This is a genomic window from Campylobacter majalis, from assembly GCF_905120465.1.
Taxonomy (GTDB): Bacteria; Campylobacterota; Campylobacteria; order Campylobacterales; family Campylobacteraceae; genus Campylobacter_A; species Campylobacter_A majalis.
Map to the genome: position 1 here is coordinate 100,996 of NZ_CAJHOF010000007.1, position 14,798 is coordinate 115,793.

17 protein-coding genes are annotated in these 14,798 nt (G+C 36.0%); 8 read left to right on the plus strand and 9 right to left on the minus strand.

Annotation, left to right across the window (positions count from 1 at the left end):
• The 3 genes from rplD to rpsJ are packed head-to-tail and all read right to left on the minus strand — an operon-like array spanning nucleotide 1 to nucleotide 1,510.
• Nucleotides 1-615 (minus strand): 50S ribosomal protein L4, encoded by a 615-nt coding sequence (gene rplD / locus LQU93_RS05170; protein WP_229932815.1) that lies wholly within the window; start codon nucleotides 613-615, stop codon nucleotides 1-3.
• Nucleotides 612-1,190 carry a 50S ribosomal protein L3 gene (gene rplC, locus LQU93_RS05175; protein ID WP_229932816.1) on the minus strand — a complete coding sequence of 193 codons (579 nt, stop codon included), beginning with the start codon at nucleotides 1,188-1,190 and terminating at the stop codon, nucleotides 612-614. Before rplC ends, rplD begins: the two co-directional genes overlap by 4 nt.
• 11 nt (nucleotides 1,191-1,201) lie before the next feature.
• Nucleotides 1,202-1,510 carry a 30S ribosomal protein S10 gene (gene rpsJ, locus LQU93_RS05180; protein WP_009295257.1) on the minus strand — a complete coding sequence of 103 codons (309 nt, stop codon included), beginning with the start codon at nucleotides 1,508-1,510 and terminating at the stop codon, nucleotides 1,202-1,204.
• Nucleotides 1,511-2,162: 652 nt separating this feature from the next.
• Here rpsJ and LQU93_RS05185 point away from each other — a divergent pair.
• Nucleotides 2,163-2,414, plus strand: coding sequence for a hypothetical protein (locus LQU93_RS05185; protein ID WP_229932817.1), 252 nt, complete (start codon nucleotides 2,163-2,165; stop codon nucleotides 2,412-2,414).
• A gap of 344 nt (nucleotides 2,415-2,758) precedes the next feature.
• Here LQU93_RS05185 and LQU93_RS05190 read toward each other — a convergent pair whose 3' ends face one another.
• Nucleotides 2,759-3,745, minus strand: coding sequence for an iron-sulfur cluster assembly scaffold protein (locus LQU93_RS05190; protein ID WP_229932818.1), 987 nt, complete (start codon nucleotides 3,743-3,745; stop codon nucleotides 2,759-2,761).
• A gap of 15 nt (nucleotides 3,746-3,760) precedes the next feature.
• The gene (locus LQU93_RS05195; RefSeq protein WP_229932819.1) at nucleotides 3,761-4,951 is read right to left on the minus strand and encodes a NifS family cysteine desulfurase; all 1,191 of its coding nucleotides are present in this window, start codon (nucleotides 4,949-4,951) and stop codon (nucleotides 3,761-3,763) included.
• A 942-nt stretch (nucleotides 4,952-5,893) separates the two neighbouring features.
• Here LQU93_RS05195 and LQU93_RS05200 point away from each other — a divergent pair.
• The 7 genes from LQU93_RS05200 to LQU93_RS05230 all read left to right on the plus strand — a co-directional run bounded on the left by LQU93_RS05200 (nucleotide 5,894) and on the right by LQU93_RS05230 (nucleotide 11,155).
• Nucleotides 5,894-6,601, plus strand: coding sequence for a Bax inhibitor-1/YccA family protein (locus tag LQU93_RS05200; protein WP_229932820.1), 708 nt, complete (start codon nucleotides 5,894-5,896; stop codon nucleotides 6,599-6,601).
• Complete coding sequence (locus LQU93_RS05205; RefSeq protein ID WP_229932821.1) at nucleotides 6,594-6,998, plus strand: thiamine-phosphate pyrophosphorylase; 405 nt, start codon at nucleotides 6,594-6,596, stop codon at nucleotides 6,996-6,998. Before LQU93_RS05200 ends, LQU93_RS05205 begins: the two co-directional genes overlap by 8 nt.
• 160 nt (nucleotides 6,999-7,158) lie before the next feature.
• Nucleotides 7,159-7,485 carry a preprotein translocase subunit SecG gene (gene secG, locus LQU93_RS05210; RefSeq protein WP_229932822.1) on the plus strand — a complete coding sequence of 109 codons (327 nt, stop codon included), beginning with the start codon at nucleotides 7,159-7,161 and terminating at the stop codon, nucleotides 7,483-7,485.
• Between the two features lie 17 nt (nucleotides 7,486-7,502).
• Nucleotides 7,503-8,060 (plus strand): ribosome recycling factor, encoded by a 558-nt coding sequence (gene frr / locus LQU93_RS05215; RefSeq protein WP_229932823.1) that lies wholly within the window; start codon nucleotides 7,503-7,505, stop codon nucleotides 8,058-8,060.
• Nucleotides 8,061-8,191: 131 nt separating this feature from the next.
• Nucleotides 8,192-9,781 (plus strand): DUF4153 domain-containing protein, encoded by a 1,590-nt coding sequence (locus LQU93_RS05220; protein WP_229932824.1) that lies wholly within the window; start codon nucleotides 8,192-8,194, stop codon nucleotides 9,779-9,781.
• A 42-nt stretch (nucleotides 9,782-9,823) separates the two neighbouring features.
• Nucleotides 9,824-10,432 carry an orotate phosphoribosyltransferase gene (gene pyrE, locus LQU93_RS05225; RefSeq protein WP_229932825.1) on the plus strand — a complete coding sequence of 203 codons (609 nt, stop codon included), beginning with the start codon at nucleotides 9,824-9,826 and terminating at the stop codon, nucleotides 10,430-10,432.
• A gap of 291 nt (nucleotides 10,433-10,723) precedes the next feature.
• Entirely contained in the window at nucleotides 10,724-11,155 is a 432-nt protein-coding gene (locus tag LQU93_RS05230) for an RDD family protein (protein WP_229932826.1), read from the plus strand.
• 261 nt (nucleotides 11,156-11,416) lie between these two features.
• Here LQU93_RS05230 and LQU93_RS05235 read toward each other — a convergent pair whose 3' ends face one another.
• From LQU93_RS05235 to LQU93_RS05250, 4 genes are all read right to left on the minus strand, one after another.
• On the minus strand, nucleotides 11,417-12,154 hold the full coding sequence (locus tag LQU93_RS05235) for a TetR/AcrR family transcriptional regulator (RefSeq protein ID WP_229932827.1): 738 nt from the start codon (nucleotides 12,152-12,154) through the stop codon (nucleotides 11,417-11,419).
• Nucleotides 12,155-12,266: 112 nt separating this feature from the next.
• Nucleotides 12,267-13,433, minus strand: coding sequence for an Opr family porin (locus LQU93_RS05240; RefSeq protein ID WP_229932828.1), 1,167 nt, complete (start codon nucleotides 13,431-13,433; stop codon nucleotides 12,267-12,269).
• A 22-nt stretch (nucleotides 13,434-13,455) separates the two neighbouring features.
• On the minus strand, nucleotides 13,456-13,740 hold the full coding sequence (locus tag LQU93_RS05245; RefSeq protein WP_229932829.1) for a 4Fe-4S dicluster domain-containing protein: 285 nt from the start codon (nucleotides 13,738-13,740) through the stop codon (nucleotides 13,456-13,458).
• A partial coding sequence (locus LQU93_RS05250) for an FAD-dependent oxidoreductase (protein WP_229932830.1) occupies nucleotides 13,737-14,798 on the minus strand: 1,062 nt, incomplete at its 5' end. The genes LQU93_RS05250 and LQU93_RS05245, both read right to left, overlap by 4 nt.

Sequence of the window (14,798 nt, forward strand, 5' to 3'; positions counted from 1 at the left end):
TTAGCCCTCTTTTGTTAAGTTCGCAAGTGCTGCTTTTTCAGCAAGAACTGCACTGTAAGTCGCAACCAGATAAGCATTAACTTCACTAGCATCAACTACATAGCAATTTGCTAAGTTTCTAAACGCAAGTAGTGTTTTATCATCAAGCAAATCTTTAACGATAAGCACATCTCTTACTTTTAAAGCCTCAACAATCTTAGCCGCATCCTTAGTCTTTCCGCTCTCAACTGAGATGCTATCAACCGCAAATAGTTTGCCGTTAGCAGCTTTTTCGTTTAGAGCAAATTCTAGTGCAAGCCTTTTTTGCTTTTTATTGACTTTTTGGAAGTAGTTTTTGTTGTTTGTTGGACCAAATGCTACTGCACCGCCTACCCATACGTTTGTTCTAGTTGAACCAGCACGAGCACCACCGCGACCTTTTTGTCTCCATGGCTTTTTACCACCACCGCTTACTTCTGAGCGACCCTTTGTATGGGCTGAGTTTGCACGCATACTTGCAAGGTAAGATTTTACATAAAGGTAAAGATTGTGCGGATTTACTTCTGCATAACTAGCAGGAAGCTCAAGCTCGCTAGCTTTTTCAAATTTATCGTTTAATACTAAAACTTTACTCATTTTGCAATCCTTATTCTGCCCATTGCACCGTTATATCCTGGCACACAACCTTTTACAACAACGATACCATTTTCAGCGTCAAAGCTTATTAGTTCGTTTTTAACGGTTACTTTCTCATTTCCCATATGTCCTGCCATTTTCATACCAGGTTGTACGCGGCCTGGCCATTCGCAGTTACCGATTGAGCCGTGGCGTCTGTGAAAACGTGAACCGTGACTCTTTGGACCACCAGCAAATCCGTGTCTTTTAACAACACCCTGATAGCCTCTACCTTTTGAGTTAAAGCTAACTTTTAAAATTTTAGCTTCGCTTAGTGGGCTAACATCAAGTGCGCCTACTTCAGTATTTGCCACTGTTAAAGTTGCAAATTTGTTAAACTCGGCAGTTAGATTGTATTTTTTTTGCTGACCTGCGATAGCTTTGTTTGCTGCTTTTGTATCAGCATAAGCTACGATAGCACGCTTGTTTTCACCGATTTCGCATACTTTTGTATCAACAAGTCTTAGTAGTGTAACTGGCGTACTGTTATCAGAAACAGTTCTGCTCATGCCTATTTTTTCTACGATATATTCCATACTTGCACCTCTTATTTCATTGCTCTAACTTCGACATTTACTTCAGGAGCAAGGTCAAGTTTTGTTAGGCTATCTACGGTTTCTGGAGTAGCTGCTACAATGTCAAGCATTCTAGCGTGAATTCTCATCTCAAACTGCTCGCGTGAGTCTTTGTTGATGTGTGGAGACTTCAAGACTGTGTAGCGTTTGATCTTCGTAGGCATAGGCACTGGTCCGCGGACGTCAGCACCAGTTCGTTTGACAGCTTCTACTATTGCTGCAACTGTGCGGTCTAGAACTCTGTGGTCATAAGCTTTAAGCTTAAGCCTGATTCTTTCCATGATTTTTCCTTTAATAAAGAACTTGTCGCAACTCGCGACCTCTTTACATAGATGAATTTGCAGAGGATTGTTTTGGCTTTTTAGGGCTTGAAATCATGCAAACAGATGTTAAATCTTTCGTAAAGAGACCGCGATTATACTAAAATTTACTTAAGAAATCAAGAATTAGTATGTTTCTATATGAAATTTTATAAATTTATTTCCTTTTAAAAAGGAAAAGTTTTAAATTCTAAAAATGAAAATTTGGACTTGATTTAAGCCATAAAATTTTAAATTTAAAAATTTATCCAAAAATACTCAGCATATTTTATGTAAATACAATATAACTTAAAATCACTAAAAACTACCGCAAAAATTATTTACTTCACCAAGTTTTTACAAATTTTTTGACATTATTAACTAAAAAGCACACAAAAAGAATTAATATAAAAATAGCCTTATAACATTTTAGCTACATAAAAAATGATTTAAAAAGATACCACTAGCCTCACACAACAGCTGTTTTTAACTTTTATAAATAATTTATAGTTTCTTACTGATTTAAAAATAAAACTTAAAATTAGCTATTGTGTTAAAATTTCTAAATAAATACAATGAAGTTAAATTTATTTTGTTACAGTATTAAATTTTTATTTAATTTTAAGTGGGGTGAGTGGGTAAAATACAATGTCAAATCCAAATAAGGAAAAACAATGACAGAGTATTTAAAAAAGGTATTTTAAGATCTGTCCTACTTTGCAAGAAGTTAAAAATTTATCCACAAAGTCCTGAAAAGATCGAAATTTACGCACAGGCGACTAGGTTATTTTTCATGCTTGGCAATAAGGCAACTTTTACTAAAAAGCCACTTGTGGTTGGTAAGCGTTTTGGTTGGTTTTTATTTTATGTATCGCAAAAACTATAAAGCTATGATTATAAATTTTTGATTATAGTTTTTACATAGTTCTTGCTTTCTTTACAAACTTTTACTACGCAATGTATGCAAAATATAAAATTGTCTCAAATTTCAAAAAGACACTTTAATATGAAAATGATGAATTATTAATGCGGTAAAATGACACCAATAACTTAGCTATTTGGCTATACGTTGCCTTAATGGCGTTAATCGTTATTTTAAATTTTATAGAAAAAGCCACATAACTGCAAAATTTGACTTAATAAATCTACTAAGCAAAATTCATCTACTTTTAGCCAAAATAGAAGTTAGAATTTATAGTGTAGTGAAAAGCCCCAAAAAAGGGGCTAAAATCATATAGGCATAACGCGAATATTTGGACTAAGTCCCTCTTGAAGGACATTTTCTATCGCAAAAAGTGTCCCAGTGCTACCACTCGCACATGAAGAACAAGCGCCAAGATAGCGTATATAAATGTCAGTATAGTTATCGTCATCTTTTCTAATATCTATAATCTCTAAATTGCCACCATCCATCATAAGCATTGGGCGAATTTGCTCATCTATAAGACTTTCTACCGCTTTTAACTTACCAACAACACTAAGTTCATCAAACGCAAGTGTATCGCCAAATCCCTTAGCATCGGCTTGTTTTTTAAGCTTTTCACTCTGCATTTCAGCTCTAGTATCTCTTAAAATATCCACTAAATAATACTCTTTTTCTTCGTGTCCACCAGGCTTGATACATGATTTACAAAATGCACCAGCTTTCGTATATGCCGTAATCTCTTCGACTGTTTTTAAATCATTTAGGCGAATTACTTCTTTGATGGTTCCTAGGCTAACTCTTGCACATTCACATACGATTATCTCATCTTCAAAACTCGCAGCATCAACGCCCTTATAACTCGCAGCAGCAGCCTTTATAACATCATACGCCATTACTGAGCAGTGCATTTTTTGAGGTGGGACGGCTGGTTCATCAGGTGTGTCACGCATAGCAAACTCAACATCTAAATTTGTTATCTTAACAGCGTCATCGACCTTTTTTCCTATACATAACTCAGCCATTGTGTCCGAACTAGCAATAGCAGTCCCACAACCAAAGCTTTTAAATTTTGCATTTATTATAGTATCTGTTTCTTCATCAACCAACCAATACAATCTCACCGCATCTCCACAGCTCTCAGCTCCAAAATCCGCTACTATAAGCTTTGCACCAGCCTCTTTTGCGTCATCTTCTGTTAGCTCTCCCATATGTCTTGGGTGATTCATTCTATCTTGAACTTTTTGTGAGTACTCATCCCAAATTGAGCCACTTATTAAATTATTTTTTGCCATTTTTTATCCTTTACTTTATAATCCGCTTATATGTCCGGCTGGTGTGTAGGCATAAGTGCTTGATATCGCCCTTAATCTCTTAGCAGCCTTATTTATCTCGTCTATTGCATACTCTATCTCTTCATCAGTTGTAAATCGTGACAATGACAAACGAAGTGCCGTGTGAGCCAGATCTTTATCCACTCCAATAGCTTCCATGATAGGATTGCTCTCTAGTGCCTCACTAGCACATGCTGAGCCAGTTGATGCCGCGATACCAGCCTGATTTAAATCCCAAAGCATCGCCTCACCCTCTACGCCTTTTATCGATGCAAGGATTGTGTTTGGCACTCTATGCTCACGTTTTCCGACAACAGTAACTTCTGGGATTTTAAGTATCGCATCTTCTAGTTTGTCACGCAAACTTTTCACATGCGAGTTTTCAAACTCTAAATATTTATTTGCCAACGTTAAAGCTGTAGCCATGCCGACTATACCAGCTACATCTAATGTGCCACTTCTACGACCGCCCATATGCTCTCCGCCATGAAGCAACGACGACAGTTCTTGAGAGTCTTTTATATACAAGGCACCAACACCTTTTGGACCATGAAATTTATGTGCTGAAAAACTCATAAAATCCACATCCAAATCCTGAACGTCTATTTTGATTTTGCCAACGGCTTGAACCGCATCGGTATGAAATGGCACACCATATTCGTGAGCGATTTTAGCAAGCTCTTTTATTGGGAAAATCATTCCAGTTTCATTATTTGCATACATTACAGATACAAGTGCAACATCATCTCCCATAGCGTCTCTTAGCTGTTGCGGAGTTATAACACCCTCATCATTTACATCAAGCACTGTAAGCTCTACACCTAAATCCTTTAAAAAATGACACGTTGCCGTGATAGCTGGATGCTCAACAGCGGTTGTTATAATGCGCTTTTTATCGCCCCTTGCTATTTTGTCAAAATATATGCCCTTTATCACCCAGTTGTTGCTCTCAGTGGCACATGAAGTCACGATTATATCATCGCTATCTTTTGCATTTATGCCAACATAAAGCTCATCTAACGCCTTACGAAGTGCAGGGTGAGTGGCTGAGCCAAAAGAGTGAAGTGAGTTTGGATTGCCATAGTTATCAGTTAAAAATGGCTTCATCGCTTCAAAAACTTCTGGATCTACCATGGTTGTCGCGTTATTGTCTAAATAAACCTTCAAAATATCACCTTTAATTAGGATAGATTTTATCCTTTTAATTTTTAAGCAATCTTATAACAAGTTTTATAAATTTTAGTTGAAATTTTAATGACAAAATTTTCATTTTAGTAATCAATTTGATAATTAAAAATAATGAAATTCTTTATCAAAATAACGCTACTAAGGCACTATCGGAATTTTGACTTTTAAAAAGACTATTTTACTCTTTTAATTAATTTAAATTTTTAAGAATTGATATTAAAATTTTAAATATTGCTATTTTGCACAGACTTAAATTTAAAGCAAATAAAAACCATTTTAATAGATACTGGAGTGCAAGAATTTATAATTTATCAATGCTTTTGCAAAATAACAAGCAAAAATACAAACAAGCATATTTATTATCTTAAATTTTTAACATTATTTTACATAAACATTTTGGTTGGCGTTAAAAAGCATTTGCGTTTGTTTAAGCAAATTTGCTTTGATTTTGCGTTGTGTAGCTTTGCTTATATTTTTGGCTTGATGGACTTTGCAAAATAGGCTACGTCGAGCGTTACACTTGTTTTCAAGGAAACATTTTACTTCGTAAAAACGCTTCGCTTGTTTTGATATTGATTTAAGTTGCAAAAATTAAAAATTGATATTAAATTATTTTACCACTAATAAAATTCTTAACAAGCATAAGTGCAAAACTAAATAAATTTTATCTAGAGCAGGTATTTTGCGAATACAAATTTAAAATTACTAATCCCATTAATATCATTTTCGTGCTCCTTGTAAAGTAACAAATGTGACAAATTTATGTCATAATCAACAAGACAACAGTTTTAAAAATCCTTTAAATTTCAAAGCCAATCTTAACTTATATCAATAGGCTTTATATATTCAATTAAGAAATATTTAAATCCATATTTACTATTTTTTTGCTAAATTTACGCATCAAACAACAAAGGAGAAAAAATGAGTTTATACGATAGAAATTATCGTGCTTCTAGAGAAGAAGCATACGAGCAAAGCTACGCACAAACCAATCTAAGTGCATTTATTAAGCAGACTTACCAGCTTTTTGCAGCATCACTATTATCTGCAACTGCAGGTGCTTATGTCGGCATTTATGCCTTGGCTGTTACGCTTATACAAAATAAAATGCTATTTTGGGGTCTGGTAATAGTTGAGTTTGCTTTACTTTTTGGATTAATGGCAGCTAAACGCAAGGCTGGATTAAACCTAATCTTACTATTTGCATTTACTTTTATGAGTGGCTTAACACTTACTCCGTTACTTTATGCGATTCTTGGTATGCCAAGTGGTGCGTCGATAGTGGCACAGGCATTTACGCTTACAACGGTTGCATTTGGCGGACTTAGCATATTTGCCATGAATACAAAGCGTGATTTTACAACAATGAGTAAATTTTTGTTTATTACACTAATTGTTGTTGTCGTGGCTGCGATTATAAATATCTTTACGCAAAGCCCACTATTTCAACTAGCTATTGCTAGTGTATCGGCAATACTTTTTAGTGCATTTATACTTTACGATACGCAAAATATCATCCGTGGAAACTACGAAACTCCAGTAGAGGGTGCGGTTGCACTTTATCTTGATTTTGTAAATCTTTTCACATCGTTGCTTCAAATTTTAGGAATTTTTGGAAGAGATGATTAAAAAGCGACTTTATAGAGTAATTGACGCTAATTTAAATAGATTAAAAGAGGGCTTAAGGGTCGTTGAAGATATTAAGCGATATGGCTTTGACGACAAAGCCCTTGCCTTAAAGATAAAAAACCTTCGTCACAAGGCAAAAATTAATCACGACGAATATATAAAATATCGCGATGTCACAAATGATGTATTAAAGCAAAGCATAAAAAGCGAACAAACAAGAGAAAATTTAGACGAAATAATAACTGCAAATTTAAAACGAGCCCAAGAAAGTTCGCGTGTTTTAGAAGAGTGTTTTAAGCTTATAGATACACAAATCTCTGAACTTTTTAAATCAATACGATATGAATTGTATGAAATAGAAGCACTCATTATAACCGATCAATCAATCAAGCAATGATAAATTGTACTTATATCTTATCATCACTTTTACTACAATCCAATGATAAATTAGTATAGCTTATGCAACTATTTGCTTAAAAGTTGCAAATAATTTTAATATAAATTCAAAACTTTTTTAGTATAATCACGAGTTGATTAAAAATTTTAAAGGAATATTAGTGAGTTCAGTATTTTTGATTTTACAATTTGTCTTAGCAGTAATTATTACGATTGCTGTGCTTTTGCAAAAAAGTTCATCAATAGGACTAGGTGCATATAGTGGCAGTAATGAAAGTTTATTTGGTGCAAAAGGTCCAGCTGGATTTTTGGCAAAATTTACGTTTATCGTAGGGCTGCTGTTTGTTTTAAACACGCTAATGCTAGGATATTCATATAACAAAGAGATGAAAAAATCGCTATTTGATGGTGTTGATACAAGCACTTTAATTGTTCCACAAAGCAATGAGATTAAAGCACCTATGGCACCAGAAGCACCAAAAGAATAAATCACAAAAGGATAAAGATGTTAAATGAAATTTATCAAAAACAAAAAGACGGTTGTGAAAAGACTATCGCAGCACTTCGTCGTGATTTTGGCACACTTCGCACAGGCAAGGTAAATATCAATATACTTGATCATGTCACGGTTGATTATTATGGCACTCAAACTCCACTAAATCAAGTTGCAACTGTCCTTGCGACAGATGCCTCGACTATCACGATCACGCCGTGGGAAAAGCCGATGATAAAAGTCATCAGCTCTGCTATTCAAGCTGCAAACATCGGTGTAAATCCAAACTCAGACGGCGAAGCTGTGAAGCTATTTTTCCCACCAATGACTAGTGAGCAACGACAAGAAAACGTAAAACACGCTAAAGCATTTGGCGAAAAGGCAAAAGTAAGCGTTAGAAATGTGCGAAAAGATGCCATGGATGATGTTAAAAAGCTGGAAAAAGATAAAGTCATAAGTGAAGATGAAAGCAAAAAAGCACAAGACGAAGTGCAAAAAATCACCGACACTTACACTGCAAAAATAGACCAAACGGTAAAAGAAAAAGAAGCTGAGCTTCTAAAAGTATAAATTTTTGGCTAGAGTTTCTAGCCAAAAATTTGTTTTAAAATTTAAATTTTACAGCACACTCCCCAAAAAGCTCTGATAAATTCTCCCTTCAAATGTTATAATAACCAAAATCATATCTAAAAGGACGTAAGTTGAACCTATTTACCGAGTTTAAATCCAGTGCAAAGCACACCTTAAAAAACCATCCAGCTGAAACTATACTCATATTACTTGTTGGCCTTGCATATGCTTTTTTGCCATATTATGCTTTATTTATGGTGCTTGTTGATATTTTGCCAAACTATGTCGGGCGATTCCTCAGATACGCATCAAACAGTGAGCTTTATTATAATTTGCCGATATTTTTGGTGGCGATCTACTCGCTTCGTCGTTTTAAAGCCGCCTACATCACGGCGTTTTTTGGCTCGTTTGTAGCACTTTTTGCACTGCTTTATATAGGTTTAAGTAATACTCACTTTCTTGCCATAACCACCATCTCATTTATCTTGCTTTTAAGCGATGGTTTTTCAAGATCAAACGAAACCTTTGTCAAAATCGCTCTAAAAAAGTTATCAAATTTATCTATGGCACTTGCGACTGGTGCGATGATCTTGATAGTATTTGTTATCATTTTGGCAGGAATTCAGTATCTCTTTGACATAAATTTATTTATAAACCAAGCATATTTTATACTATTTTTATCTAGTGTTTGCTGGTTTTTTATGGTTTTTGAGGATGCGAATTTAAACTTAGAGTCGCCATTTTATGAAAAAATTTTTAACTTCTTACTTACCCCAGCACTCATCATCTACACCATAATCCTATACATTTATATCGCTAAAATCGCCATTTTCAGCGGCCTGCCACGTGGCGGAGTGGCTTATATCGTGCTTGTTTATCTTATTTTTGGCTTTGTATTTTTGATGATTTTTAGCGTTTTAAGCGAGAAAAAATGGCTGAAATTTTACGCAAATTTTAAGTTTTTAGCACTTGCTCCCATTGTTCTTTTGTGGGTGGGGATAGTTGAGAGAGTTAGCACTTACGGCTTTACGCCGGACAGGGTTTATCTGTGCGGGGTAGCTGGTTTGATGAGCGTGGTTTATGCTATGAATTTTGTAAAATTTTTAAGCTCTTACCGCCTTATTTCTGTGCTTTGTATGAGTTTGCTGTGCGTGACATTTTTCATACTAGATACTAGATCGATCACGATAAACTCGCAAACAAAACGCCTTGAAGAGCTAGTGCATAAGCTAAATTTAAACAATCTAGACGCACTAAAATCTCTTAATCAAACACAGCTAAACGAGCTACAAGAGATGTCGTTTATATTTGATAGATATAACGCTGAGTTTAAGCCAATGCCAGAGCTTTTAAAACATATAAGCGATATCAAAAATCCACGCGATATCTCTTTTGTTTTAGACCAGGAAAATTTTAGCGATGTGACCGCGTCTCGGATAATTTTTAACAACCAGTACTACATTTGCAAGGACGAAAAAGAGTGTGAGATCGAGCTAAGTTTTGGCGATAAAACGGCAAAAGTAAATCTCTTTAATCACGCCAAAAATGCCTTAGAAAAATATGACATTAACATGCAGCACTACGACGATATGAAAAGTGAAATTTTATTTTTGAGAAATGAAAAATACTCAGTCGTTTTTAAAGCATTTTATGTGGATTTGATAGACGATGAGATAAGTAAAATCCATGCCGTCACGCTGATGTTGCTAACTAGCGATTAAGTCCAAATTTGCTAAAATCGCACAAATTTTAAGGGAGCATAGATGAATATAGAGCAGATTTACAGGGACGCTGGGGCGTATTTGCAGGGGCATTTTTTGCTTAGTAGTGGCAAACATTCGCAGTTTTATTTACAAAGTGCAAAGGTTTTAGAAAACCCTGAACTTGCAGGGCGTTTAGCTGATGAACTAGCTAAAATTATCTCTGAAAATGGAGTGGAATTTGATAGCGTTTGCTCACCAGCACTTGGTGGAATTTTGGCTGGGTATGAACTAGCTCGTGCGGCCAAAAAACGCTTCATTTTTACTGAGCGAGTTGAGAGAGTGATGAGCCTTAGGCGTGGCTTTGAGGTGAGAGAGGGTGAGCGTTTTATCATCTGCGAGGATATTATTACAACTGGTGGCTCAGCACTTGAGAGTGCAAAGATAATCCAGGAGCTTGGTGGAGTGGTCGTGGGCTTTGCAGCTCTTGCAAATCGTGGATTTTGCTCACTTTCAAATATGCCTAGTTCCAGAAAAGCCGAGTGCAAATTGCCGTTTGACAAGCCACTTTTTGCATTAGGAAATTTTGAGTTTGAGATTTATGAGCCAGAGTCCTGTCCGCTTTGCAAGGGCGGAAGCGTGGCGATAAAGCCGGGCAGTCGCGGAAACTAGATTTGTTTTTAGCATTTTAGCAAAAAGGCTGAAATTTTAGCTTGTGTAAAAAGCGATTTGCTTTAAAACACAGCCTATTTTGAGTGAAATTTATCCGTAAAAGTGGGCTAATGGCAAATTTAAGCTGATTTTTGATTGATAAGGTCAAATTAGGCTTTGGCTAAAATTTACGTTTTGGTTTGAAATTTTTAAGAGCAAAATTTATCAATGCGTGTTTGTGGTCGAATTTGTGTTAAAGCCAAAAACACACAACAAATTTTGGCACGATTAAATTTATAAAAAAGGCAAAAAATGAGCGAAAAAGCACAAAAGCAAAAGGCGGTCATCGCCCCTATAACTAGCCGTATAAAGGCATTTGTGATAGATATGTTTATCATTATGATGCCGATTTTATACATCGCGACCTATGTCGTGCTTGATGGCAAGGACGAGTTTTTGCACTCACAGCTTACCATTGGGCTTTGTCAAGGGCTCTACGGCGTGATTTGTGCGCTATTTTTTACTCTTAAAGCTCAAACTCCAGGCTATAAAGCACAGCAAATTTATCTCATAAATCTAAAAACTGGACGCAAAATTTCACTCATTCACGCCATTTTTCGCTACATCTGCTTTGTTTTGGCAGGATTTAGCGTGGTTGGGTTAGTGATCTGCTTTTTTCGTAAAGACAGGCTAAATTTGCACGATATTTTGACAAGCACCTCAGCGGTTTGCAAAAAAGCGTAAAATTTTAAGCTTAAAGCGTCTAAAACAAAATTAATCTTACGCCTAAAACATAAACTTATAAAGGTTTTTAACTCAATCACCTAGCACTCATGAACCAATTTTAGTAATTTGAAATTTCATTGAGATTAGCGATTTTATAGCTCTTGCAAATTCTTTATGCCTACAAATTTGCAAAAGCCAGAAGATGAAATTTTAATGTTTTAACTAACTACAAGAGCTTTTTGCAATACGATTACAAAAAGCCAAAAGTTTATATTAAAATTAAATCTTAATGGATTTTTTACTATCAAGTTCATTTAAAATATCATTATAGCATTTGTCCAAAACATGTGTAAATTTTCTATTCACAACCGCTCTTAAAAGCTTATAGTAATACCTTATAGTAATCTTTGTTGCATCGTGTTTTGAGAGAATTTTATCCTTGACATCTTGCAAAATCGTCTTGTTAAAACGCAGACAAATATCGTTAAAATCCTGCGTGTCTTCTAGCTTTATAAAGCCGTCATTTACGCAGTTTTCAAGCATCGAAAAACTTCGCTTATGCAAATCATTTGTCGCAAACATATCGTTTAGAAATTTTGGCAGTTTATTTTTATCTTTATTTGGATAAAGTTCGTAATACTGCTCTATGTAGCCGTCAAATTTTCCATCATTATGAGCGAAAAATAAAAGCTCATAAATTTCAGGCTTTGCATAAGAATAATCACAAAAGCACTTACAAACTCGCATATAAACTTCTAGCGAATTTTCGCACTCGGCTATGTTTTTTGACAAAGCTTTGTTGTATTCTTCAAGCTGGTTAAATGTCGCCAAAAATACCAAATGTGTTAAATTATCAAAGTAATTATATAAAGTCGCACTCGAATACCCTGCTAAATTTGCTGCGTTGCGTATATTTACCGCGTCTATGCCATCTTTTTGGATTATTTCATTTGCGGCGTTTATGAAGTATTTCATCATTCTTGTTTTTTTAATATTGGCTCGTTGCTCACTAGTCATAAATAGACCTTTGTTTATTTTTTAAAATTTTATAATAAAAAGCTTTGAAATATTTTAAGTTAAGCATATTTTAAAGTGTTTTGGCTCAAAACTTTTGCTTTGAGCCGTGATTTCAGAATTTATAACTTAAGCCAACGCTTACTTGCGTCATCGCTGGGTAGCTTGGCTGTGCTTTAAAGGTTTGATCGTATGTCGCAAAAATATCTAAGTTGTTCATGATAGGATAGCTTAACCAAGTGCTTAGTTCATGCTGTCTATAGCTTTTATCATCACCACCTTTTAGCTTGTAGCTAGTTGAGCCAAATAATACATCTACGCTAAGTTTTTCTATGTTAGTTGAAAGCATACCGTAAAATGTCTTTGCGTCTCTTTCATACATCACATCGCCCTCTTCAAACGGCACTATCCTATCTCCAGCTTTGTTAAAGCTACCCCAGCCGTTTTTCTTGCCAGATTGAGCATAGCCTAGTGTAAATTTGACATTATCATACTTTGCGTATGTGGTCGCTTCAAAGACTTTGCCGTTATCTACGCCGTTCTTTTTCTCGCTAGTTTGAGCGTAATGTAGCATACCTCCCACGCTTGTTTTGTCATTTATAGCGCCGTCATAAAATACCTTGCCACCAACGCCTGAAAATAAATCATCAGCATACATACCATAGCCCCTAAACGCCAGTCCCATATCAAGCTTATATGTAGCACCAAGAGCATAAATGCCTTTGTTCTCGTTTTTCTTTGTAACTCTAAACATCTCGTTTAGCTGAACCTTGCCTCTGGCCCTTGTCCAAAGTGCGTCTATGGTTAAATTTTTAATTGAATTGTTTGTTATGCTAACGCCGTCATTTATCTTTGTGATCCAGTCGCCCTTCATATCTTGACGACCAACTCTGATAACGGTGTCATAGGCGTTATACTCTAAGAAAAGTTTAGAGAGCATATATCTATTTTTCTCATAAATTCTCTCTGTTGAATCTCCTTTGCCATTGCCAGTGTCGAAATTTTTATCATCTTCATAAAACGGCGCACTAGCCCTAAATCCAACGCCAAGCTTGAAATTTTGATAAAAATCGCTTTCATAAGAAAGACCGATTGAGCCTATCGCCCAAGCTGTATTTTCAAAATAGGTCGATTTTTCGCCTTTTGTTACATGGCGACTCTCATAATATGCCGACACATCGCCACTTGCCTTGCCGTTTTTAAACGCCTCTTCAAGCGTCTCACTGCCACTTGCCATAGCTACGCAAGATAGCACAGCAACTAATGCCAAACTCTTTTTCATGTTATCTCCTTTAAGAAATGTTTTATCCGTGTCTGTATTCTACGCCAAAGCCACCAAGTGGGTACTCCCACTTTTTAATGATCGTATCGCCACATAAAATTCTACAAGTTCCGCACTCTAAGCAACCAGCATAGTCAAATTTGACCTTGCCACTCTCGTCTATATCGTAAAGTGCGGCAGGGCAGGCGATTTGCAGTTTTTTAAACTCAGCCAAATCCATCTGCTCTGTAAGCTCGATGTGAGCGTTGCTCTCATCAACAAAAAATTTATTAAGTCCTAGTTTTTCATCAACATTTATAGTTATCATAACGCCTTAACTCCTTTGTAAATATCCTTTGCGATGTTTAAAATTCCCGCCTTTTTTACTCGCGGTATGATTTTTTTCATTAGCCGCTCGCTTTTGCCATTTACCATAAACATATCGTGCATAATGTCAGCTGCTAAATTTGGATAAAGCCCAAAAATTCGATCATTATCAAGCATTTGTGGCACATCTTTATAAAGCTTCATATCCTGCATTACAAAGCTTTCGTTTAGGAAATTTTCATAAACACCAAGCGAAGTCTTTGAAAAATCGCCCTTTTGCTTTGCTTGTATTATGGCATTTGCTGCTTCCACGCCGCTTTGAACGGCTAGATCCATACCCCTTACGATATAGCCTAAATTTAGGCAAAGTCCAGCTGCGTCGCCCACGACTAAGACGCCATCATTGCTAATGTTTTTTATAGCATTAAATCCACCCTCTGGCACGATATGAGCTGAGTACTCGATCGTTTTGCCATTTTTGATAAGCGGGGCTACGGCTGGATGAGCTTTTAAATTTTGTAGCATTTTTGCGACGCTTAAATTTGCATTTCCTGCGTTATGCATCCCAAAAACTACGCCAAGCGAGATCGAGCTTTTGTTCGTGTATAAAAATCCACCGCCCATTTTGCCGTCTGTTATATCCCCAGCAAAGAGCCACGCCGCACCTTCGTTTGCATTTAGGTTAAAGATATCATCTATCCTATCGCTACCAAGCTCGATGATCTCTTTTACGCCGACCGCACAAGTATGGGAGTTTGCGTCAAAACCAAGGTTGTATTTTTTACAAAGTGGCGAATTTGCACCATCTGCAAGTATCACAACATCAGCAAACATCTGCTCATCACCTGCTACAACACCGCAAATTTTGCCGTCTTGTTTTACCAGATCATCAACTCTTATGCCAGTTACGATGCTTACTCCGGCTTCTTCAGCCTTTTGTCCTAACCACTCATCAAATTTAACCCTTAAAACAGAGTAAGAACGCTCAAATTTATCATCACTTGCTTTTGATTTATACTCAAGTGTTACATTTTGCTCTTGCGTGATAAAAGATAGCTT